Raw genomic sequence first — 22,411 nt, forward strand, 5'->3', positions numbered from 1 at the left:
GCATCCCTCTCGTCATCGATCGCGCGATTCGCCCCAGCTCGAGCCGAAGACCTGCGCCTGCATCGCGGGGCGGAGCGTGCGCTCCATGTCGCGATCCACGACGTAGTCCTTGAGGCTATCGCCGGTCAGCTCGTTGCCGATCGCGGCCATGATCATCGACTGGTCCAAGGACAGGTAGCGCTCAGCGATCGTGCCGCTGTGCACCGCGACCGCATCGTAGAAGCCGCCGGGACCGTACGCGCCGAGGTCGTTCTCGATGCGCGAGAGGTTCTCCAGGGCCCCCTCGCGGTCGTAGGGCAGGGCGAGGAAGCTCGCGTGCGGGGTGACCACGCCGTCACCGAACTGCGGGTCGGGGTTGGTACCCACCGAGCAGCCGGGCCGGTCGATGTCGACGTCCGTCTTCTCCCGGTCGGAGGTGTACCCGTCCGAGCGCATCCCCGCGAGGTCGACGCCGTACTCGGCATAGCCGCCGAACGGATCGCTGGCGGGCGAGAAGCCCCAGTATCCGTAGCCGGCATCCTCTCCGTGGCGCTCCTGCACCGCCACGGTGATCGGGTGGTTCAGCGCCCACGAGTTCTCTCCCCACTCGGCCTCGGGGATCAGCAGATCGGGCATGAGAGCCTCGAACATGCTGCCTCCCCAGCTGGGCACGAAGCTCATGCCGTCATAGGAATAGACACCCTCCCAGACGTCGACGCCGGAGTAGGTGCGCGTCGTGCCCGTGGGCAGCTGCTCCTGCCACGCCCAGTCGCAGCCCGGCGGCATCGTGCGATGCGTGCCGTACAGCGCCGTCGGCGGGATCTGCCCGTTCGCGATGCCCAGGTACGTCGCGATGCGACTCTCGCTCACGGTCGTGTCGTAGTGGTGACAGGTGTAGTACGCGGTCTCGCCCGAGCCGTTGTACATCGGCGCCGCCACGCTGCAGCCGGTGGGAGGCGCGTCCCAGAACCCGCCGCGGTTCGTGCCGGCGGGAAGGCCGGCCGCACCGGCCGGGTCGAAGAAGGCACCGAAGTCCATCGATCGGTACAGGGCGTCCGCCTGGCTGGCCAGACTCGGCTCGGCCTCGCGCACGATGCGCAGGGATGCGGCGAGCCAGCCGTTGTCGACCGTGGACAGGAAGGGCTCGACGGGATCGCCCGAGTCGGGCCAGGTCGTGAGCTTGGCGCCGGTCGCCGGGTCGTACCAGTTGTAGAACATGCCGCTGGCGTCGTTGCGCTCCAGCCGGCCGAGCGTGTCGAGGGTCGTCCGCATCCGATCGCGGGCCTCCCGCCGATCGATCAGCCCGATGTCGCGGGCGGTCACCGTCGACCACAGGTAACCGCCGATGTTCGTCGGCGAGGTGTAGGCACCGGCTGTCTGCAGCGCGCCGTCGATGTTGTCGGACGGCAGCCCGGTGTCAGGGTCCGTCATCGCGACCAGCGATGCCCAGGTGTCGGCGGCGTAGCGCTCCAACGTGCGGGTGTCGCCGTGGTCATGACCGTGGCCGTGGCCTGCGGTCACCGCATCCGCCAGCGCGGGCGTCGCGGTGGTGACCGCCAGCACCGCAGCGGATGCGGCGGCCAGTATGAAACGGGTCGTCTTTCTCATCGTCGCTCTCCTCATCGAAAGCGGCTCCGGGGGGGGAACCGTGTCCCAAAACCCTTACACGTGATCGGTTTTCATTCAAGGCACCCTGCACGAACGCGTGGCACGCCTGCGCCGAACGCGCACCCGTTCGCCGAGCGAGCACCCCATTGCATGCTCGCTCGGCAAACGGGTGCTCACTCGGCGGGGTCGGCGAGGTTCTCGGAGAGGATCTCCAGCACCTGAGCACGGATGCGGGGCGACCGCTCCCCCAGCTCGGCGGCGACGGCATCCACGAGCACCTCGCCGAACACGGCGTGCACCGCCCGTGAGGTGTGCTCGAGCTCGTCGCGGAAGGTCGCACCAGCCGGCGCCAGGACGAGCGAGAGGTCGGCGATCTCGGTCAGCGTCGAGGCGACGAACGAGGTGATGAGCAGGACGCCCGCGCCGGCGGCATGGGCCGCTCGCGCGGCCCGTACGCTCGCCTCGTTGGCCCCCGAGCCGCTGATCACGAGGCACATGTCCTCGCCCGCGAGCTGACGCGCCGAGATCTGCTGCGCGATCGGGTCTGCGACGATCTCCGCGGGCCGCCCGACCGCGGTCAGCCTCATCGCGAGGTCGCTCGCGAGCGGTGACGACAAGCCGTTGGCGACGACCAGCACCCGCCGGGCGCGCGCGATGCGCGTCACCGCGGCGGAGACCGCATCCTCGGTCAGGAGCCCCGCCGAACCGGCGAGGGCCTGCGCCGCACGATCCATCGCCGTGCGCATGCGGCCGAGGACGCCCACGCCGTGGTCGGTCGCCGCATCCGGCTGCGCACCGAGTTCCGCGGCGAGCGCGACCCGCAGCTGGGGATACCCGCGGTAGCCGAGGCGCTGACACGCCCGCACGACCGAGGACCGCGCGACACCGGCCCGATCGGCGAGCTGCTGCGCCGTGAGCTCCACGACGATCTCGGGCTCCGACACGATCAGATCGGCGATGCGCCGCTCGGTGGGCTGCAGGACGTTGCGCAGCGCCGCGATCCGCGCGGTCGTGGGAGCGTCAGCGGACACGCGCACCCTCCATGATCCTGCGGCGGACCGCACCGCTGATCGCGTCGATGGTCATCGTCACCGCGATGACCACGATCAGCAGCATCCCCACCGTCGACCACTCACGGTACTGGGTGTAGGTGGTGAGCATGTCGCCGATTCCGCCCACGCCGATCAGGCCCAGCACGGCGGAGGATCGCACGTTGATCTCGAACCGGTAGAGCCAGAACGACAGGAACGCGGGCGTCGCCTGCGGCCACACGCCCCAGCGCAGCACCTGCGCGGTGTTGCCACCGGCCGCGCGCGCCGCCTCGATCGGCCCCTGCGGCACCGCCTCCACCGCCTCGTATCCCCACTTGCCGAGCGTGCCGACGCCGTTGACGGCGAGAGCGAGAGCGCCCGTCAGCGGTGTGAGGCCGGTCATCGACAGGATGATGATCGCGAAGATGATCTCCGGAACCGCACGGATGACGGAGAAGACCAGACGCAGCGTGGAGCGCAGCCATGCCGGGCCGAAACCACGGGAGGCCACGAGGCTCAGCGGGGTCGCGACGATGACGCCGAGCACGGTGCCGACCCAGGCCATCTCGACGCTGCGCCAGGTCTGCCAGAGCGCCTCGGGAAGCTTCGACCAGTCGGGGGCCGAGAACATGAGCCAGATGTAGCGAACGATCGCGGCCGGAAGCTCCCCCAGCCGCGACCAGGTGATGTCGACCGACCAGAAAGCGGCGACCACGATCCCCGTCACGGCGAGGCCGATGACGATTCCGAGGGGTCGACGCGGTCGCTCAGGCAGCGCGAACGCGGGCGCGGTGTGCGTCGGCGAGGGGTCGACCGCGGTCATACGAGCCTCCGTCGAACGGCGGCGCTGAGGGCGTCGAGAAGGACGACGAGCACGAGGATCTCCAGGATGATGAGCGAGAGCTGGTCGTAGCGGTAGTACGTGCGCACCGCGTCGATCAGCAGGCCGAGTCCGCCGGCGCCCACCAGTCCCAGCACCGACGAGGCGCGAACGTTGAGCTCGAACACGTAGAGCGTCTGAGCGACGAAGGCAGGCCAGGTGTCGGGCAGGGCGAGCGTTCGGTTGATCTGCAGCTGGGTGCCGCCGGCGGCGCGGCCTGCCTCGATCGGACCCGCATCCATCGCATCGATGGACTCGGAGACGAGTTTGACGATGATGCCGACGTTGAAGAGCACGAGCGCGAGGATGCCGGGAAGCGCGCCGACGCCGACCATGGCCACCAGCACCGCGGCCGACAGCAGGTCGGGAACGGCCCGCACGACGTTCAGCACGGTGCGAACGGCCCCGCGTAGCCACGGATGCGGGTTGGTCGGGCGCGCGGCGAGAAAGCTGAGCGGAAGCGAGATCAGCGCGCCGACGGCGGTGCCGATCACGGCCATCTGCAGCGTCTCGAGCAGCGGCCCGACTGTGCGCGGGAAGAACGACCAGTCGGGCTGGAGCAGTCCCATAACCTTGCTCGCCCCGTGCTGCCAGTTGCGTGCGATACCGCTCAGATCGAGATCGATGCCGACGACGGGCAGGCACATGAACACCGTGACGGCGACGACGAGGGCCGCGATGACCCAACCCTTCCAGCGCCCACCGGGCCTGGGCGGCAGCTCGAGCGACGACGCGCTCACGAACCGAGCCGATCCTCGGCCGTGACCGACCGGCCGTAGATCTCCGCGAAGTCGGCATCCGTGGCATCGGCGGCCGAGCCGTCGTAGACGAGCTCGCCCGCCCGCATCCCGATCAGACGCGTACCGTACTGACGCGCGAGATCGAGCAGGTGGAGGTTCACGAGCACCGTCATGCCGAGCTCGCGGTTGATGCGCCGCAAGTCCCCCATCACCCCGTGCGCCGTGGGCGGATCGAGGCTCGCGACGGGCTCGTCGGCCAGCACGATCCGCGGCTGCTGCGCGAGGGCCCGGGCGATCGCGACACGCTGCTGCTGGCCTCCCGAGAGCGCCGAGGCGCGGTCGTAGACCTTCGCGAGGATGCCGACGCGCTCCAGCGCCTCGTAGGCGATCTGCTTATCGGCCGCCGTGTAGGCGCCGAGGAGGGTACGCCAGGTGGGCGTGTGGGTGAGTCTTCCGACGAGCACGTTGTTCAGGACGCTGGTGCGACCGGCGAGGTTGAAGCCCTGGAAGACCATGCCGATGCCGCCCCGCAGGCGTCGGAGCGTACGCGGGCGCGCACCCGCGAGCTCCGTGTCGCCGACCGTGAGCGAGCCGGCCGAGATGGGGACGAGCCCGTTGATCGTGCGGATGAGGGTGGACTTTCCCGATCCGGAGAGTCCGACGACAGCGACCATCTCTCCTGCGGGGATGTCCAGGCTCACACCCCGTAGGCCCATCGTTCCGTTGGGGTAGCGCACCTGGACGTCGCGAAGGCGGATGGGCCAGGAGGCCGGGGCCGCAGCCCCGACCTCCTGGTGGAGAGGCGTCGTCACTGCAGACCCAGCTGCTGCGCCGCGCGGGCGACCACGTCGAGCGAGGCGGGGTCGGCGGGAGCGAGCTTGGTGATGGAGTAGATGCTCTGAAGCACCTTCGAGCCCTCGTCAGAGCTCGAGTACTCCTCGAGCGCATCCGTGATCTTCTGCTGCAGCTCCGGCGACAGGTCGGAGGTGAGGGCGACACCGTCGTTGGGGATCTCGTCCGTCATCGCGAAGACGACGACCTTCTGACCCACATCCGGGACGTCCTTCTTCACGATCGTGCGTGCGTCCCAGAAGCTGAAGCCGACCTCGGCGTCGCCGTTGTAGACCGCGAGGACGGACGCGTCGTTGGCGGTGACCGGCAGCTTCTCGATGTCGCTGTCGGTGTTGACGCCGGCTTCCTGCAGTGCCAGCACCGGGTAGATGTAGCCGGCGGGAGAGCCGGGGCCGAGCATCGCGACCTTCGCGCCCTTGACCTTCGTGATGGAGTCGAGACCGGCCGGTCCCTTCATCGCGTCGGCGCCGTTGCAGAAGAGCATGCCGTCGCGCTCGACGGGAGTGTCGTCGCAGTACTTGTCGGGGTTGTTGGTCATGAACTGCGCGGGGTAGGTGATGTTGCCGTTGCGCTCGGTCTGCAGCACGACCTTGGCGCCGTACTTGTCGCTGGCCTGCCAGAGCTGCAGGGAGGGCAGGAAGCCGATCTGCGCCTGGCCCGCACCCATCGCCTCGACAGCGGCCTGGTAGTCCTTCGCGACGACACCCGTGACCGGGATGCCGAGCTTCTCAGTGAGCATGTCGGTCAGGGGCTTCGCGGTGTCGACGAGGCCGTTCTGGTCCTGGGAGGGAACGAGCGCCAGCACGAGGGAGTCGGGATCGGCCGCGGCCTGGCTCGTTCCGGGGTCGGCCGAGCCGGCACAACCGGCGAGCAGCAGGGATGCGGCCGCCACGACGGCGGCTGCGGCGCCGAGGCGCAGGCGGGTGATATTCATGTGGTGTCCTTCGGATCGGGGTGGTGTGCGGGTCGGTGGGGTCAGGCGACGCGGGCAGCGAGCGCCCAGCGTGCGATGTCGTCGAGGAGGTCGTCCAGGCGCGCGGCGCGATAGGTCGGCTGGGCGTCGGGCGTGACGGATGTCCCGACGAGCGCTGTGGCGTGGCCGCGGGCGTGGGCGGGGGCGAGGTCGTTGCGCCAGATGTCGCCGATGCTCAGCACGGGACGTGCGGGGTCGAGCTCGTCGAGGAGCGCCTCCAGCCCTGCGGGCTTCGCCGCATCCGTGACGATCCGGTCGAAACGCCCGGCGAGCCCCAGCGCCTCGAGCGCTTCGACGAGTCGCACGTCGGGCGCGTTCGTGAGCAGGACCCGCTCAGCGTCGACGTCATCCAGCAGGCGTGCGAGGCCCGCGGGTGTGCCGATCGGGGCCGCCGCCGTCGCCAGCATCCCGCGGCTCGCGCGATACCCGAACGCGAGGTGCGTCTCGTCGGCGCCGGCGCGCAGGGCGAGGATGCGGACGAGGTCGTAGCCGTCGACGGCGCCCTCCGCGGTCGGGTCCCCAAGGCCCCGCCGCACCTCAGTGACGAAACTCTCCGGCAGACGACCGGCGGCGGCCACGGATGCGGCGTAGGCCAGCACCGGTCCGTCGCCGAGGGCGACGGTACCGTCGAAGTCGAAGATGAGAACAGGACGTGGCACGGGGCTCCTTCAGGTGGACGCTTCGTCCATCGTGAAGGAGGATTGTGGACGAAATGACCACGCCCGATGAACAGCCGGTTAAATCATCGACCGAGCGCGTGGATGCGGCGGCCCGCCGTGCGACGGAGGATCCCGCCGCGGCGCTCGCCCTGCTGCCCGGCATCGCCGCATCCGTTCGACAGGACGCCGCGAACGGCCTGTTCGACGCGTGGGATCTTTCCACGGCCGTCGATGAGAACACCGGGGAGCCCGTGCTGCCCGAGGCCTTCTTTCGGTATCTGCACACGGTGGCGGGGCTGGATGCGACCTGGCCCGCGGGCAACGCGGGACTCGTACACGTCTACGGCTACCTCTTCTCGCTCGCCGAGACCCCCTACGGACTCAAGCGCGAACGGTGGCTGGACGCGGCGCTCGCCACGGCGTACGGCGAGCCCACGCTCTTCCACGCCGAGGCGCTGAGCGGCGGCGCACTCTCCGTCACGCCGCTGGCGCGCATCACGGCCGCGGCCCGCGCTCTGCTGTCCGAGCACACGGTGCGCGAGGAGCAGGTCGGGCCGGTACGTGCGCGGATCGCGATCGGGCGGCGCGCCGCATCCGGATCCTTCGCCCTCGCCTACGCGATCGATCGCGGCACGGGCGAGCGCCTCGTGACGACGTTCCCGATCGCCTCCCCCGCCGACACGCTCGCCGCCATCGACGCCGCGCCGCCCCGGCTGCGCTGGAACGCCGCCGAGTGAACACCCGGACCCGCGTGGCTCAGCTGGGGGCGTGCGCCTCGAGGAACTCGTAGACCTCGGTCGTGTCGACCCCGGGGAAGGCCCCGGTGGGCAAAGTCGCGAGCAGCGTGCGGGGCGTGCGGACGTTCGGCCAGGAGTTCTCCCGCCACGCGCTCTCGAGCTCGGCCGGTGCACGCCGGCAGCACACCTCGACCGAGTGCCGTGAGACCCCGCGGTTGGCGGTGTCGCGCCCCAGGAACCACTTCGTGTCCTCGAAGCGCACACCCACGCTGATCGAGTGCGCGCCCTCGCTCGAGTACTCGACGCGAGCAGTGCACCAGTACGTCCCGTTGCCGGTGTCGGTGTACTGGTAATACGGGTTGAAGCGGTCGTCGACGTCGAACACGACGCGACTCGTCCACCGCCGGCAGCACATCTGCCCCTCGATCGCGCCCAGCCGGTCGGCGGGGAAGTTCACGTCGTCGTTCTCGTACGCCTTCGTGATGGTTCCCGACTCGTGCACCTTGAGGAAGTGCACCGGGATGCCGAGGTGCACCGTCGCGAGGTTCGTGAAGCGGTGCGCGGCCGTCTCGTAGGAGACCGAGTAGAGATCGCGCAGGTCCTCGATCGAGATCGCCCGGTCAGCCTTGGCATCGGTGAGCACCGGCACGACATGGGACTCGGGGACGAGCAGGGCGCCGGTGAGGTAATTGGTCTCGACCCGCTGGCGCAGGAACTCGGCGTAGCTCGTCGGCTCCCGATGCCCCAGGATGCGGCTCGACAGCGCCTGCAGCACGGCCGTGCGCGCGTCGCCCTTCGCGGCGACCCGGCTCGAAAGGTACAGGCGCCCGTGCTTCAGGTCGGCGACGCTGCGGGTCGTCTGCGGCAGGTCGGGCACGTAGTGGAGGGTGAATCCCAGGTGCGCGGCGATGTCGCTGGCGGATCGCTGGGTGAGGGGCCCGCCGGGGTGAGCCACCGCATCCAGGATCGCTCGAGCCTCGGTCTCGAGCTCGGCGAAGTAGTTGTTCTGCTCGCGCATGAGATCGCGCAGCTCGACGTTCGCCCGACGCGCCTCCTCGGGCGTCGCGGAGCGCTCGTCGCGGAGCCGGTCGATCTCACCGTGCAGGGCCAGCATCGCCCGCAGCGCCTCGTCGGGCACCGTCTTGCCGATGCGGAACGCGTCGATGCCGAGCGCCTGGAAGGTCTGCCCCTTCATCGCCCGCTGCAGTGCGATCTCCATCGCCGCGCGCTCGTCGAGCGGCTCGGCCTCCAGCAGCGCGTCGACCGTCGTGCCGAGCGCCTTCGCGATCGCACGTAGGAGCGTGAGCCGGGGCTCTCGCTTGCCGTTCTCGATCATGGACAGCTGACTCGGCGCGCGGTCCACCGCAGCGGCGAGCGCGTCAAGCGTCATGCCCTGCGCGGTGCGCAGCTGGCGGATGCGGCGCCCGATCGTCAGGGCGTCGGCGTCGTCGGTCATCGGATCTTCTTCGATCGTCATGGATCGGGATTGTGTCACAAGAGCAGAAGAACGAGCAATCTTCTCCCCGAAAACCTCCGATCCGGGCCTTGATCTTCACCCAAAGTGGTCACACGCCTCGGGACGACGACCGTCCCTCAGATCACAGGAGACCGACATGACCAGCACCGCCCCCTTCGCCCAGGGCCCGCTGCGCGCGGGTGACATGACGCAGACCGCCGCTGAGCTGCAGGAGATCTGGAACACGGATCCGCGCTGGGACGGCGTCGAGCGCACCTACTCGGCCGAGGACGTCATTCGCCTCCGCGGCTCGGTACGCGAGGAGAACACGCTCGCCCGCCGCGGTGCGGAGAACCTCTGGAACCTGCTGCACACGGAGGACTACATCCGCGCACTCGGCGCCTACACCGGTGGCCAGGCCGTGCAGCAGGTGCGCGCGGGACTGAAGGCCATCTACCTCTCGGGCTGGCAGGTCGCCGCCGACGGCAACCTGGCGGGCCAGACCTACCCCGACCAGAGCCTCTACCCGGCGAACTCGGTCCCCGCGGTCGTGCGCCGCATCAACAACGCGCTCATCCGTCAGGACCAGATCGAGCACGCCGAGGGCGAGATCACGCAGGACTGGCTCGCCCCGATCGTCGCCGACGCCGAGGCCGGCTTCGGCGGACCCCTCAACGCCTACGAGCTCGCGCAGTCGCTCATCTCGGCCGGTGCCGCCGGCATCCACTGGGAGGACCAGCTCGCCAGCGAGAAGAAGTGCGGTCACCTCGGTGGCAAGGTGCTCGTTCCCACCCAGCAGCACATCCGCACCCTCAACGCCGCACGCCTCGCGGCGGATGTGGCGGGCGTGCCGACGGTCATCATCGCCCGCACCGATGCCCTCGCCGCGGACCTGCTCACGAGCGACGTCGACCCGCGCGACCAGGAGTTCACCACCGGTGAGCGCACGTCCGAGGGCTTCTACCGGGTGCGTCCCGGCATCGACGCGGTCATCAGCCGCGGCCTCGCCTTCGCCCCCTACGCCGACCTCATCTGGGTCGAGACGGGTGAGCCCGACATCGAGCTCGCCCGCGCGTTCGCAGCCGCCATCCACGAGCGCTACCCCGGCAAGCTCCTGGCCTACAACTGCTCGCCCAGCTTCAACTGGAAGCGACACCTCAGCGACGAGCAGATCGCGACGTTCCAGCAGGACCTCGCGGACCTCGGCTACAAATTCCAGTTCATCACCCTGGCCGGATTCCACGCCGTCAACTACGCCATGTTCGACCTCGCCGCCGGCTACGCCGAGCGCGCCATGAGCGCCTACGTCGAGCTGCAGGAGGCCGAGTTCGCCGCCGAGGCGCGCGGCTACACCGCCACCCGTCACCAGCGCGAGGCGGGAACCGGCTACTTCGACCACGTCTCGACCGCGCTCAACCCCGACAGCGCGACGTTGGCGCTGGCCGGCTCCACCGAGACCGCTCAGTTCCACTGACCCTTCTTCCGTTTCCTCCCCGCCTTCGAAAGGCAGAGCCATGACCCCCACCGCAACGGGCTTCGCGCCCGAAAGCACCCGCATCCGCGGCGACGAACGCCACCCCGGCACCGGCCCCATCGCCACCGGGCCTCACACACCGACGATCGAGGTGCGCGGCCCGCTCCGCGCGCGGTACGACGAGATCCTCACCCCCGACGCGCTCGGCTTCCTGGCCGAGCTGCACGACCGCTTCGCCGGGCGCCGGCACGACCGGCTCGCGGACCGGATGCGGCGCCGCTACGAGATCGGCAACGGACACGACCCCCGTTTCCGCGACGACACGGCCCGCATCCGCGACGATGCGTCCTGGCGCGTCGCCGGCGCCGGCCCCGGTCTCGAGGACCGCAGGGTCGAGATCACCGGTCCGACCGACCCGAAGATGACGATCAACGCCCTCAACTCCGGCGCGAAGGTCTGGCTCGCCGACCAGGAGGATGCGACGAGCCCCACCTGGCGCAACGTGATCGAGGGGCAGCTCTCGCTGTTCGATGCGATCCGCGGGCAGCTGTCGTTCACGAGTGCCGAGGGCAAGCGCTACGAGGTCACCGCGACCGAGACGCCCACGATCGTGATGCGCCCGCGCGGCTGGCACCTCGTCGAGGAGCACCTCGGGTTCACCGATCGCTCGGGGCGCACGCTGGCCGCATCCGGTTCGCTCGTGGACTTCGGTCTCTACGCGTTCCACAACGCGCACCGGCTGATCGAGAACGGCGCCGGGCCCTACTTCTACATCGCGAAGCTCGAGTCGAGCGAGGAGGCGAAGCTGTGGGACGACGTCTTCAGCTTCACCGAGCGACGTTTGGGTCTCGCGCACGGCACGATCCGCGCGACGGTGCTGATCGAGACGCTGCCCGCGGCGTTCGAGATGGAGGAGATCCTCTACGAGCTGCGCGATCACTGCGCGGGCCTGAACGCCGGACGGTGGGACTACATCTTCTCGATCATCAAGAACTACCGCGGCCGCGGCGCGCGCTTCGTGCTCCCCGACCGCAGCGAGGTCACGATGACGGTGCCGTTCATGCGGGCGTACACCGAGCTGCTGGTGAAGACGTGCCACAAGCGCGGTGCGTTCGCCATCGGTGGCATGAGCGCCTTCATCCCGAACCGCCGCGACCCGGAGGTCACCGAGCGCGCCTTCGAGAAGGTGGCCGCGGACAAGAAGCGCGAGGCCGGCGACGGCTTCGACGGCACGTGGGTGGCGCATCCGGACCTGATCCCCGTGGCCCGCGCGGAGTTCGACGCGGTGCTCGGCGACCGGCCGAACCAGCTGGACCGGCAGCGCGACGACGTCGAGGTGACCGCCGCCCAGCTGATCGACGTGCACATCGGCCGCCCCATCACGGCGGCGGGCGTGCACGGCAACGTCTCGGTCGCGATCCGCTACATCGAGGCGTGGCTGCGCGGTCTCGGCGCCGTCGCGATCGACAACCTGATGGAGGATGCGGCCACCGCCGAGATCAGCCGCTCGCAGGTGTGGCAGTGGATCCACCAGGACCGTACGACCGAGGACGGCACCCGCATCACGCGCGAGTACGTCGAGGGTCTGATCGCGCAGGTGCTCGGCGAGGTCGAGCGCCGTGACGGCGACCGCTTCGATGATGCGGCCGACGTGTTCCGCGACGTCGCTCTGGGCGCGGAGTTCCCCTCGTTCCTGACCCTCGGCGCCTACTCGCGGTTCCTCGTCGAGCGCTGATCACCCGGCATCCCCGGTCGTCCCGCTTCCGCGGGCGGCCGGGGATTCTGCGTGCCCGAACTCCTGCAAAACCGGAACGGAACCCGCCTCGCTGCGGGCGAACACGGTGTTCTGCAGGAGTTCGGGCCCGCGGCAGCATCCGCACCACCCGCGAGGGCGCCACGGAAGTCAGGATGCGAGGAGGGCGAGCAGCTCCGCCGGTGCAGCGGCGGACCGCAGATCCGGACCCACGAGACGCCCACATCCGTCGAGCTCCACGGTCACCGTCGCACCGCCCTGCGTCTCCGGCAACGGGTGCAGGACCACCGTGGATGTGGCCTCCACCTCGCACGTCCCCGCGGGGCCGGCCTCGCCAATGAGGGCGAGTGCGTGCGCTGCTTGCTCCCGATCGAGGGCGTCGACACCTGCGTACGGCAGCACTCCGCGGATGCTCACCACCGTTCCCTCAGCGGGAAGCGGCGCCGGGGCGTACCGGCATAACCGCATCCCCGTGACCTCGTCGACGGAGGGCAGCGGCGCCGGCGGCACGGGGACGGCCGTGGCACCGACCTGCGGGAGATCCCGATCGCGGTCGACACCCGCGCCGGGCAGCGTCTCCGCGAGTACCAGCATCCCTGCGCTCGATGCGCAGCCCGCGGCCGTCGCCTCGGCGGACTCGATGAGGCTGCCGCGCTGGAACCGCTCCTCGACGAGGCTGAGCCGCGACACGGCGGCCTCGATGCGATCCAGGACGTCGCGTCGCGGCTGCGCGCAGCCGTCCGACGGATACGGCACGCGGATGAATCGGCCGTCGGCGCCCTCCAGCCACAGCTCCGGACCGATCCACATCGATGCCGGGCAGGCGAAAGCCGCAGCCGCATTCGGCTCGGCGAGGGCCGCGAGCAGCTCGCTCAGATCGCCCTCGAACCGTTCGACGCGGGAGCCGGCCCAGATGCCCTCGGCATCCGTCTGGGTCGTGAACCCGTCGCAGCGGTGCAGCGCCACGGGCTCGAAGCCGTCGGGAACGGCGCCTGCGACCACATCCGGATCAACTCCGCCGAACCCGTCGCCGCAGCGCAGCTCATCGATCGGCACCGCGTAGCCGCGCGGCTCGCCCGACACGAACGGTAGCGCGCCCGCGCACCCGGTGAGCACCGCCGTCAGCAGCACCGCGATGAAGGCCCCCGTCTTCCGCATCCCTCCACGCTACGGATGCGGCACGCAGCCCGCGCAACGAAGCGCTAACGATCCGCGCACCGGACTCCTGCAGGATCGCCCCGATCAGCCGGCCGCCCCGCGGCGAGCGCCCGTTCTGCAGGAGTTCGGGCTCAGTCGCGCGACGCGCGCCCCGCGGCGAAGCCGTCGGCGTAGCCGACCTGGCGCCCCATCGCGATCGCCTCGTCGGTGCCGAGGCGGAACATGTCGTGCTCGCCGGTGCGGGGCAGGGTGCGTGCGCCGGGGGTGTCGACCTCGTCGGTGACGTAACGCGACAACCCGCGCACCACCGCCACGGGACGCCCGGTCGCCTTGCCCTTGACGAGGTCGCCCGCCGAGGCGATCTCGTCGGCGACGACGGGCACCGTCACCACGAGGGGCCTCCCCTGCGCGTCGGTCCCGCCGCGCAGGTCGTCTATCACCCGCATCCCCGCGGCGCCGATCGCGATGTCGGTCTGACCGATGCGCCACGCGCGTCCCAGGGTGTCGCTCACGACGATGCCCAGTCGCACCCCGAAGCGCTCCCGCAGCGCCGCGCAGAGCGCGCGAGCCGACGCATCCGGGTCGACCGGCAACAGCAGGATCGTCCCCTCCGGGGTGTTCGAGGCGTCGACGCCCGCCGCGGCGCCCACGACGCCGAGTCGGTTCTCGACGATCCGGGTCGTGCCGCGCACCGCGACGACCCGCGCGGTCTCCGCGGTGATCGCGTCCGCGCGATCGGATGCGGCCAGCTGCCGTCCCTCCGCCTTCGAGACGATCTTGGAGGTCACGACGAGGATGTCGCCGTCCACGACGCCCTCCGCATCCGCCGCCAGGGCGTCGCCGATGATGGCGGCGAGATCGTCGCCGGCGGCCAGCTCGGCGATGCCGTCGAGGGCCCAGACCTGCATGCGGGGTGCGCTCACCCGATCATGTTTCCACACCCGACGGGGGCCTTCGGCCCTGCTGCGGCGGGCGCTCCCCCGCTAGGCTCGGAGGGTGACCGAACGCGCCCCCGTCTCCCGCAAACTCTCCGCCATCGCCGAATCCGCGACCCTCAAGGTCGATGCGAAGGCGAAGGCCCTGCAGGCCGCCGGACGCCCCGTCATCTCCTACGCCGCCGGCGAGCCCGACTTCCCGACGCCGCAGTTCATCGTGGATGCGGCCGCGGAGGCACTCAAGGACCCGGCGAACTTCCGGTACACGCCCGCCGTGGGCCTGCCGGTGTTGCGCGAGGCGATCGCCGCGAAGACGCTCCGCGACTCCGGGCTCGAGGTCTCGCCCTCGCAGATCATCGTCACCAACGGCGGCAAGCAGTCCGTCTACCAGGCGTTCCAGGCCGTCGTGAACCCGGGCGACGAGGTGCTGCTGCCCGCGCCGTACTGGACGACCTACCCCGAGACCATCCGCCTCGCCGACGGCGTACCGGTCGAGGTCTTCGCCGGCGCGGACCAGGACTACAAGGTCACGGTCGATCAGCTCGAGGCCGCGCGCACCGACCGCACCACGGTGCTCGTGTTCGTCTCGCCATCCAACCCCACCGGCAGCGTCTACACGCCGGAGGAGACACGCGCCATCGGCGAGTGGGCCCTCGCGCACGGCATCTGGGTCATCACCGACGAGATCTATCAGAACCTCGTCTACGAGGGCGTCCGGGCCGTGTCCATCGTCGAGGCCGTGCCGGAGTTGGCCGGCCAGACGATCCTCGTCAACGGCGTCGCGAAGACGTATGCGATGACCGGATGGCGCGTGGGCTGGATGGTGGGCCCGGCCGACGCGATCAAGGTCGCCGGCAACCTGCAGTCGCACCTGTCGAGCAACGTGAACAACATCGCGCAGCGTGCCGCCCTCGCCGCCCTCACCGGCCCGCAGGACGAGGCCGAGACGATGCGGGTCGCGTTCGACCGTCGCCGCCGCCTCATCGTCGACGAGCTCGCCAAGATCGACGGCGTGACGGTTCCCAACCCGCTCGGCGCGTTCTACGTCTACCCCGACGTGCAGGGACTGCTGGGCCGCGAGTGGGAAGGCGTCACGCCGACCACGACCCTGGAGCTCGCCGACCTCATCCTCGAGAAGGCCGAGGTAGCGGTGGTCCCGGGCGAGGCGTTCGGCCCGTCCGGCTACCTGCGCCTCTCGTACGCGCTCGGCGACGACGCGCTTCTCGAGGGCGTTCAGCGCCTACAGCGTCTGTTCTCCTGATCGCGACCGCGTCCCTGAAACGGTCAGCGCGGAGAGCGTGACGAGGAGGCTCCCGGCACCTCGATCGTGATCCGGGAGCCACCCTCGATCACGCCGTGACCCTTGTCGGGCGTGGGCGCGGGGATCGGGATCTCCTGCTCGGCCTCCCACACGAGCCGCGCCTCGTGCGCGGACGGGTGGAAGAGCTCGTCGAATCCGAGCAGCCCGCCCGACGATCCCGCATCGGCACCCTTCGAACGTTGCCTGCGGTGGGTCGAGATGCTCACGAGCACGAAGAGCAGCGGGATGCTCAGAACGAGGACGATGGTGCCCCACCCCAGGACGTCGCTCATTGGGCTGAGTCAGTGCTGATATGTGCCGTGGATGATGGCGCGGCCGAGCGTCTTGAACGCCAGATTGAACGAGACCACGGCGGGTGACGCGTCCACATCCACTCCGAGCGTGGGCTCGGAAACCGCGTGCACCACGAAGTAGTACCGATGCACCTGGTCGCCCTCCGGCGGCGCGGCGCCCATGAAGCCGGGCTGGCCGCCGTCGTTGCGTACGTGGAAGGCTCCGCCGGGGAGAGCGGCCGACGCGGCCCCGGTGTCGAGCGAGGTGACGGATGCGGGCACGTCGACGAGCACCCAGTGCCAGAAACCGCTCGGGGTGGGGGCGTCGGGGTCGAAGCACGTGATGACGTAGGACTGCGTGCCCTCGGGCGCGCCCGACCACGACAGCTGCGGGGAGGTGTTGCCGAGGGCAGCGACCTGGTCGTCCTTCAGCGGCGCACCGTCGGTGACGTCGTCGCTGGTGACGGTGAACGAGGCCACCGCGGGAAGAAGCGGATAGGGGTCCGGCGTCTGGGGGCGAGTGAGATCGGTCATGTCATCGAGCCTACGCACGGTTCTATGAGTGTACAGGGAGTTGCGAACTACGCCCGCGAGCCCTCCGCGCAGAGGGCGTCGCCCGCGGCGCTGCGGTAGTAGAGCACCGCGCGACCGTAGCGGGCGCGGTTGAGCAGCCCCGCCCGCGCCATCACCCGCAGGTGCTGGTTGACAGCAGAGGTCGACACCCCGAGCCGTAGCGCCAGATCCGTCGAGGATGCGGGTTCGCCGAGCTCGGCCAGCAGGAGCGCGCGCGTGCGACCGAGCAGGTCGGTGACCGCCGCCGCATCCGGTCCGATCGCGGTGGACCACATGGCCCCCTGCCCGCGCGCGGGGTACATCACGGTCGGCGGCAAGTGGTCGTCGATGGGCGTGGATACGCGCGCGGTGAAGATCGACGGCACGAGCGTCAGGCCATCGCCGAGGACGGGACGATGACGCACCTGCGGGTTCCACAGCCGCACATCCAGGTGCCGGCCGTCGTAGCGCACGGCATCCGAGAGCCCATTGAGCACGGCGCCGATGCCCGACTGGGCGGCGATGCGTCCGCGATAGGCGATGTCTGCCTGCATGACGGCATGCATGCGCGCCCAGTGCGGGGCGAAACACAGATCCCACGCCGTAGCGAGCGCGCGCTGCAGCCGGGAGACCACGACATCGTGGCGCCCCTGGAACACGCGCGGCACGCTCCCGTGCACCTTCTCCAGATCCGCGTACAGGTGCGCCCGGCTGATCCGGCCGAGGTCGGCCAGCTCGTCCTCCAGAGAGGTCAGCGGTGACGACGGACGCGGGTTCACGAAGTCCGCGACCCACCGCCTGTCGTTCACGAGCGCCAGCAGCATCTCCTCGTCGAGCAGCGACCGCACACCGGCGATGCGCTGGAGCCAGGGACGCTGCAGCGGGAACCAGTCCGGCTCGTAGAGGGCGCGCAGGGCGAGCCCCAGCTCGGACAGCGGCGAGACGCCGAAACGGATGGCGGACACGTCCGCCGCTTCCATCTCGTATCGAATCATGAAGCCATAATCTACATCGATTGCACCCCGCACGATGCCCCTGCGGGAATGGAACGGTGACGAGCACCACCCCCACCGTTCCCCTGCGCATCCTCATCTCCAACGACCACACTCTCCGACGCCTGCTGACGATCACGCTCGTCGACACCCTCGGCCGCGGCGCGTTCTTCACGCTCACGACGCTGTATCTGACGCTCATCGTCGGCGTCCCCCCGCTGTCGGTGGGCATCGGCCTGACCATTGCGGGGGCCGTCGGCGTCGCGAGTTCACTCACCTTCGGACACCTGTCCGACCGCTTCAGCGCCCGTCGGATGCTCCTCTGGCTGCACCTGCTGCAGGGAACGGCCCTCATCGGATACGTCCTCGTACACGACCTGCTGACCCTCATCATCGCCGCATCACTGGTGACCCTCGCGCAGCAGGGCAACGCGAGCGCACGTTCCGCGATCGTCGGGCGGGCTTTCCTCGGCGAAGATCGCGTCCGCATCCGCGCGACGATGCGCACCGTCACCAACGTCGGCATCGGCGTGGGAACCGCCGTCGCCGCGATCCCCCTCGCGATCGGCACCGCCTTCGCGTTCCAGCTGACCATGTCGATCGCGGGCGCCTTGTTCCTCGTCTCCGCGGTGCTGGTGAGGGGCCTGTCGGCGGAGCGCGTGGACGCGCGGCGCACGACAGCCGAAGAGACGGATGCGGACGCCGCCGCGCAGAAGGGACGCAGCCCATATCGGGATGCGCGCTTCCTGTCGCTCACCGCGCTGATGGGCGTCTTCGGCATCCAGTTCGGACTGTACGAGGTGGCCGTCCCCCTCTGGGTCGTCGCACACACCGTCGCCCCGGACGTGCTCGTGAGCCCGCTCCTGCTCGTGAACACGATCGTCGTCGTGCTGCTGCAGGTGCGCATGAGCCGCGGCACCGGCACATTCGCCGGCGCCGGACGCGCCATGCGCAACGCGGGCGTGCTGATGGTGCTCGCCTGCGCCCTGTGGGCGGGGGCGGGCTGGGTCGGCGGCGACGGGTGGGGGCCCGTCGTGGTCGCCGCCGGGATCCTGCTCGCGGCGGCTCTCGTGCACTCGCTCGCCGAGATCACCTCGAGCGCCGCCGGCTGGAGCCTGAGCTTCGATCTGGCGTCGCAGGAGCGGATGGGCAGCTACCAGGGCGTCTACGGCACCGGCTACGCGCTCGGCGCGATGGTCGCCCCCGCCGTCGTGACGATGACGGCCATCAACCTCGGCACCGCCGGATGGGCGATCCTCGCGGTCGTGTTCGGCGTCGCGGCCGCGGGCGTGGTGGTCATCGCCCGCCGCGCCGAGCGCGATGCGGCCACCGTTTGACTCTCCCCCAGGGGGAGACGGGAGGCTGGATCCATGTTGGGAATCGGTGAGTTTTCAGGGTTGACCGGCGTCAGCGTCAAGGCGCTGCGCCACTACGACGAGAAGGGCGTCCTGGTTCCGGCCGAGATCGACGCACGCTCGGGCTACCGTCGGTACGCGGAGGCACAGGTGCGCGCGGGGGTGCAGATCCGCACCCTCCGCGACGCCGGCCTCCCCCTTCCGGAGGTCACGGCGGCCGTCGCCTCCGGTGACGCGGCGGCGGCGCTCGAGGAGCACCGGCTGCGCGTGCTCGCGCAACGGCGCAGAGAGGACGACGCGTTCCGGGCGGCCGAGGTCGCTCTGCGCGCACTCGCCGCCCCCGTGGCGGTCACCGAGCGCGTGATGCCGGCGCAGCCGTTCCTCGGACAGGCGATCAGCGTGCCCGTCGAGGAACACGAGGCGCTGACGGACGACGACGCGAACCGCGTGCTCGGCGAGCTCTTCGAACGCGTGCAGGATGCGGGCCTCGGCCCCGTGGGCAACTTCTGGACGGCGCTCCGGCCCGGTGAGAACGGGCGCGTCGAGATCGTGTGCTGTTGGCCGACGTTGTCGGTGGCGCCCGAGAGCGTGCACGGCTCGGAGGCGTTCTCCGCCGTCCTCCCCGCGCGCACCGAGCTGGTCGCGAGCTGGCGGCCGACGGGCGACGAGGAGCTGCGGGAGGGCGTTCTCCATCCGGCCGTCGTCGCCCTGTTCGACGCCGTCGGCGAGCGACGGATGCGGCTGGACGAGGTCGAGGTTCGTCAGAGCGTGATCGCGACCAGCGAGACCGACTACACGGTCGAGGTCGCGGTGACGATCGGCTAGAGCTCGACGCCGACGAGCACGGGTTCGGGCTGGAGGATCAGCCCGAACTCCTGCTGCACCCGCTGCTGGATGAAGCGCGCGAGCTCGGCGATCTCGCCCGCCGTCGCCCCGCCGCGGTTCGTCAGCGCGAGCGCGTGCTTGCTCGACACCGCGGCGCGCGAGCGGCCGATGCGGAAGCCCTTGCCGATCCCCGCGTGCTCGATGAGCCACGCGGCACTCACCTTCACATCGATCGAGCGCACCGGTGCCGGAGGGACGTACCCGTCGAACCGGTCGAGCGGGATCACGCGCACCGGCTCGATCACGGGCTCGAGCGGCCACTTCGGGCACTCCGCCGGCAGGGTACGCGCGAACTCCTGCGACACCACCGCGTTCTGGAAGAACGATCCCGCGGAGCGCGTGTCGGCGTCTTCCGCATCGAGGACCATCCCCTTGCTGCGGCGCGTGGCAAGGACGGTCTCGCGCACCTCGGCGAGCGAGACGACCGCATCCGGTTCGAGTCCGAGAGCCCGGCGCAGCTGCTCGCCGCGAACGGGCGCCGCGCCGTGACCGACCTGCTGCAGCTCGAGGGTGACCGAGAGGATCACAGCGCGACGGGCCGCCACCGAGCCGTAGTGGTGCTTGAGCACCGAGGTGCGGAAGCCGAGGTTCAGCTCCGTGGCGGGAACCGTGGCGACATCGCCGGTGGACTCGTCGATGAGCTCGACCTCGACGAGCGTCTGCGAGATGTCCTGACCGTACGCCCCGACGTTCTGCACGGGAGCCGCACCCACGGTGCCGGGGATGCCGCTCATCGCCTCGACGCCGGCGAGTCCCGCTGTCACGGTGTCGGCGACCAGCGCATCCCAGTCGTGCCCCGCCTGCACGCGCAGGCGCACGAAACCCTCGCGGGGCGACGGCAGCCGCTCGATCCCCCGGGTCAGCACGCGCACGACGGTGCCGTCGAAGGGCTCATCGCCCACCAGCAGGTTCGACCCTCCGCCGAGCACGAACCAGTCGTCGCCGTCCGCCCAGACCTCGCGCAGCGCGGCGATCAGCCCCTCGCGAGACCGCGCCTCGCGCATCCGCGCAGGGGCGGCACCCGTGGCCAGCGTGGTCAGCTGCGCGAGCGGCAGCGGTTCTACGGCGGTCATGCCTCGCGGGCCACCCGCACCTGCGCCTTGCCCAGCACGGTCGTGTCGGCGTGGGTCACCGTCAGGTCGATGCGCAGCGTCTCGTCGTCGATCTGGCCGACGGTGGCGACGACGCGCACGTCGGCTCCGGTCTCGGCATCGACGACGACGGGTCGCGTGAAGCGCACGCCGTACTCGCGGATGCGGCCGGCATCTCCGAGCCAGGGCACGATCGTCTCGACCGACAGCCCCATGGTGAGCATGCCGTGGGCGAGGACGCCGGGCAGTCCGACGCGGGCGGCGACGTCGTCGCGGAAGTGGATGGGGTTGAAGTCGCCCGACGCGCCCGCGTACCGCACGAGCGACTCGCGCGTCAGGTGCACGTCGCGCTCGGCGACGACCTGGCCGATCTCGTACGCGGTCATTCCTCGCCTCCGATCAGCAGGATGGATGTGGCGGTCACGACGTGTGCGCCGGCCGCATCCGTCACCTCGGCCTCGCTCGTGACCATGGCGCCCTTGCCCACGGCGCGCACGCCCGTCACGCGCAGCTGCGCCGTGAGCTCGTCGCCGGCGACGATGGGCCGCGAGTAGCGGAAGCGCTGCTCGGCGTGGATCGTGCGCTCGAGGGCGATCCCCGAGTCGGGCTCTGCGAGCAGCTGCTGCAGGGTGAGGTCCTGGATCACCATCGCGAAGGTCGGCGGCGCGACGACATCGGCGTAGCCGAGCGCCCGCGCTGCAGCCGGGTCGGTGTGCTGGGGATCGGTGGCGAAGACGGCGCGGGCGAACTCGCGCACCTTCTCACGACCGACGAGGTACGGCGGTGTCGGCTCGAAGGCGCGCTCGACGAGGGTGGGATTCACGGGCACAGCCCCATCCTACCGAGCGGTCCGGCGGCGACCGCCGTCAGAAATGGCTCAGCGCTTGCGTCCGCGGACCGCCTTGATCGCCATCTGCGTGCCGATGAAGACGAGGAAGGCGGCGAACAGGACGTTGGCGACGAAGGGATCGAGCAGCGTCGCGATCCACGCGCCGAGCGCCGTCGTCGTGCACGCGGCGACGCCGACGAGCGCGGCCGCGAGGAGGTCGACGTTCTTGCGCCGCAGGTTGCCGATCGTTCCTGACAGGGCGGTGGGGATCATGAACAGCAGCGACGTGCCCTTCGCCTCCAGATCGCTCGCGCCGAAGATGAGCACGAGGATCGGGACGACGATCACGCCGCCGCCGACACCGATGAGGCCCGCCATGATGCCGGTGAACACACCCACCACGACGAGGGCGATGCCCGAGACCACCGTCACCTCGATGTGCGCGTCGCGGGAGGGGATCACGAAGAACAAGCTCGCGATCACCACGACGATGAAGGCGACGAAGCCCCACCGCAGCGCCGTCTGCGAGATGCGCGGGAGCAGCCACGTACCGATCTGCGCACCCACGACGGCGCCCACGGCGAGCAGGATCGCCGGCACCCACGCGACCGAGCCGTGCACGGCGTAGGAGATCACGCCGACGGCGGCCGTCGGCACGATGGCCGCGAGCGAGGTTCCCGCGGCGAGACGCTGGTCGAACTTCAGGAACAGGACCAGCAGCGGAACGATCACGGTACCGCCGCCCACGCCGAACAGTCCGGACAGCAGGCCTGCCAGCAGCCCTGTCGCGATGCAGGTGAGGATGAAGGCCGGAGTGCGTGGCGCAAGCACGCGTGCGGGGGCGTCGGTCACCGGGAGAGCCTACCGCCGCCCCCGAGG

23 protein-coding genes are annotated in these 22,411 nt (G+C 70.4%); 6 read left to right on the forward strand and 17 right to left on the reverse strand.

Annotated features, from left to right (window positions below; all coding sequences use genetic code 11):
- Positions 1-12: 12 nt before the first annotated feature.
- From PQV94_RS12400 to PQV94_RS12430, 7 genes are all read right to left on the reverse strand, one after another.
- Positions 13-1,587, reverse strand: coding sequence for a glucoamylase family protein (locus PQV94_RS12400; RefSeq protein ID WP_274286116.1), 1,575 nt, complete (start codon positions 1,585-1,587; stop codon positions 13-15).
- Between the two features lie 173 nt (positions 1,588-1,760).
- Complete coding sequence (locus PQV94_RS12405) at positions 1,761-2,618, reverse strand: MurR/RpiR family transcriptional regulator (protein ID WP_274286117.1); 858 nt, start codon at positions 2,616-2,618, stop codon at positions 1,761-1,763.
- Positions 2,608-3,441 (reverse strand): phosphonate ABC transporter, permease protein PhnE, encoded by an 834-nt coding sequence (gene phnE / locus PQV94_RS12410; protein ID WP_274286118.1) that lies wholly within the window; start codon positions 3,439-3,441, stop codon positions 2,608-2,610. The genes PQV94_RS12405 and phnE (PQV94_RS12410) overlap by 11 nt, the downstream gene beginning before the upstream one ends.
- The gene (gene phnE, locus PQV94_RS12415; RefSeq protein WP_274286119.1) at positions 3,438-4,238 is read right to left on the reverse strand and encodes a phosphonate ABC transporter, permease protein PhnE; all 801 of its coding nucleotides are present in this window, start codon (positions 4,236-4,238) and stop codon (positions 3,438-3,440) included. The genes phnE (PQV94_RS12410) and phnE (PQV94_RS12415) overlap by 4 nt, the downstream gene beginning before the upstream one ends.
- Positions 4,235-5,050, reverse strand: a complete 816-nt coding sequence (phnC, locus tag PQV94_RS12420; protein WP_274286120.1) for a phosphonate ABC transporter ATP-binding protein — start codon at positions 5,048-5,050, stop codon at positions 4,235-4,237. The genes phnE (PQV94_RS12415) and phnC overlap by 4 nt, the downstream gene beginning before the upstream one ends.
- The gene (gene phnD / locus PQV94_RS12425; protein WP_274286121.1) at positions 5,047-6,024 is read right to left on the reverse strand and encodes a phosphate/phosphite/phosphonate ABC transporter substrate-binding protein; all 978 of its coding nucleotides are present in this window, start codon (positions 6,022-6,024) and stop codon (positions 5,047-5,049) included. Before phnD ends, phnC begins: the two co-directional genes overlap by 4 nt.
- Positions 6,025-6,065: 41 nt before the next feature.
- Positions 6,066-6,722, reverse strand: coding sequence for an HAD family hydrolase (locus PQV94_RS12430; RefSeq protein ID WP_274286122.1), 657 nt, complete (start codon positions 6,720-6,722; stop codon positions 6,066-6,068).
- Positions 6,723-6,775: 53 nt separating this feature from the next.
- Here PQV94_RS12430 and PQV94_RS12435 point away from each other — a divergent pair, with 53 nt between their 5' ends.
- A complete protein-coding gene (locus PQV94_RS12435) occupies positions 6,776-7,459 on the forward strand; it encodes an amino acid deaminase (protein WP_274286123.1) in 684 nt (227 codons plus the stop codon).
- 19 nt (positions 7,460-7,478) lie between these two features.
- Here PQV94_RS12435 and PQV94_RS12440 read toward each other — a convergent pair whose 3' ends face one another.
- Positions 7,479-8,936, reverse strand: coding sequence for a helix-turn-helix transcriptional regulator (locus tag PQV94_RS12440; protein ID WP_274286124.1), 1,458 nt, complete (start codon positions 8,934-8,936; stop codon positions 7,479-7,481).
- A gap of 136 nt (positions 8,937-9,072) precedes the next feature.
- Between PQV94_RS12440 and aceA the strand changes: the two genes are divergently transcribed.
- Complete coding sequence (gene aceA, locus PQV94_RS12445) at positions 9,073-10,389, forward strand: isocitrate lyase (protein ID WP_274286125.1); 1,317 nt, start codon at positions 9,073-9,075, stop codon at positions 10,387-10,389.
- Between the two features lie 40 nt (positions 10,390-10,429).
- Entirely contained in the window at positions 10,430-12,124 is a 1,695-nt protein-coding gene (gene aceB, locus PQV94_RS12450) for a malate synthase A (protein WP_274286126.1), read from the forward strand.
- Between the two features lie 168 nt (positions 12,125-12,292).
- Here aceB and PQV94_RS12455 read toward each other — a convergent pair whose 3' ends face one another.
- Together PQV94_RS12455 and PQV94_RS12460 are read right to left on the reverse strand one after the other, a co-directional pair.
- Positions 12,293-13,300: a hypothetical protein gene (locus PQV94_RS12455; protein ID WP_274286127.1), complete on the reverse strand. Its 1,008-nt coding sequence runs from the start codon at positions 13,298-13,300 to the stop codon at positions 12,293-12,295.
- A gap of 131 nt (positions 13,301-13,431) precedes the next feature.
- Positions 13,432-14,223 (reverse strand): coenzyme F420-0:L-glutamate ligase, encoded by a 792-nt coding sequence (locus tag PQV94_RS12460; protein ID WP_274286128.1) that lies wholly within the window; start codon positions 14,221-14,223, stop codon positions 13,432-13,434.
- Between the two features lie 73 nt (positions 14,224-14,296).
- Between PQV94_RS12460 and PQV94_RS12465 the strand changes: the two genes are divergently transcribed.
- A complete protein-coding gene (locus tag PQV94_RS12465; protein ID WP_274286129.1) occupies positions 14,297-15,496 on the forward strand; it encodes a pyridoxal phosphate-dependent aminotransferase in 1,200 nt (399 codons plus the stop codon).
- 23 nt (positions 15,497-15,519) lie between these two features.
- On the opposite strand, the gene PQV94_RS12470 is transcribed toward PQV94_RS12465, so the two are convergent.
- From PQV94_RS12470 to PQV94_RS12480, 3 genes are read right to left on the reverse strand one after another with little or no spacing between them, the layout of a single operon-like run.
- On the reverse strand, positions 15,520-15,828 hold the full coding sequence (locus PQV94_RS12470) for a hypothetical protein (RefSeq protein ID WP_274286130.1): 309 nt from the start codon (positions 15,826-15,828) through the stop codon (positions 15,520-15,522).
- Positions 15,829-15,837: 9 nt separating this feature from the next.
- Positions 15,838-16,362: a YbhB/YbcL family Raf kinase inhibitor-like protein gene (locus tag PQV94_RS12475; RefSeq protein WP_274286131.1), complete on the reverse strand. Its 525-nt coding sequence runs from the start codon at positions 16,360-16,362 to the stop codon at positions 15,838-15,840.
- Between the two features lie 47 nt (positions 16,363-16,409).
- Positions 16,410-17,375, reverse strand: coding sequence for an ArsR/SmtB family transcription factor (locus tag PQV94_RS12480; RefSeq protein ID WP_274286132.1), 966 nt, complete (start codon positions 17,373-17,375; stop codon positions 16,410-16,412).
- 56 nt (positions 17,376-17,431) lie between these two features.
- On the opposite strand from PQV94_RS12480, the gene PQV94_RS12485 reads away from it, so the two are divergent.
- Positions 17,432-18,709: an MFS transporter gene (locus PQV94_RS12485; RefSeq protein WP_274286133.1), complete on the forward strand. Its 1,278-nt coding sequence runs from the start codon at positions 17,432-17,434 to the stop codon at positions 18,707-18,709.
- Positions 18,710-18,742: 33 nt separating this feature from the next.
- Positions 18,743-19,552 carry a MerR family DNA-binding transcriptional regulator gene (locus PQV94_RS12490; RefSeq protein ID WP_274286134.1) on the forward strand — a complete coding sequence of 270 codons (810 nt, stop codon included), beginning with the start codon at positions 18,743-18,745 and terminating at the stop codon, positions 19,550-19,552.
- On the opposite strand, the gene PQV94_RS12495 is transcribed toward PQV94_RS12490, so the two are convergent.
- The 4 genes from PQV94_RS12495 to PQV94_RS12510 are packed head-to-tail and all read right to left on the reverse strand — an operon-like array spanning position 19,549 to position 22,384.
- Positions 19,549-20,685, reverse strand: a complete 1,137-nt coding sequence (locus tag PQV94_RS12495) for a UDP-N-acetylmuramate dehydrogenase (RefSeq protein WP_274286135.1) — start codon at positions 20,683-20,685, stop codon at positions 19,549-19,551. The two genes, PQV94_RS12490 and PQV94_RS12495, sit on opposite strands and share 4 nt — an antisense overlap.
- Positions 20,682-21,089, reverse strand: a complete 408-nt coding sequence (locus tag PQV94_RS12500) for a MaoC/PaaZ C-terminal domain-containing protein (protein WP_137417869.1) — start codon at positions 21,087-21,089, stop codon at positions 20,682-20,684. The genes PQV94_RS12495 and PQV94_RS12500 overlap by 4 nt, the downstream gene beginning before the upstream one ends.
- Positions 21,086-21,532, reverse strand: coding sequence for an FAS1-like dehydratase domain-containing protein (locus tag PQV94_RS12505; RefSeq protein ID WP_137417870.1), 447 nt, complete (start codon positions 21,530-21,532; stop codon positions 21,086-21,088). Before PQV94_RS12505 ends, PQV94_RS12500 begins: the two co-directional genes overlap by 4 nt.
- A 48-nt stretch (positions 21,533-21,580) precedes the next feature.
- Positions 21,581-22,384, reverse strand: a complete 804-nt coding sequence (locus PQV94_RS12510; protein ID WP_443192688.1) for a sulfite exporter TauE/SafE family protein — start codon at positions 22,382-22,384, stop codon at positions 21,581-21,583.
- Between the last annotated feature and the right edge of the window lie 27 nt (positions 22,385-22,411).

This window comes from Microbacterium sp. Clip185, assembly GCF_028743715.1.
Lineage (GTDB): Bacteria > Actinomycetota > Actinomycetes > Actinomycetales > Microbacteriaceae > Microbacterium.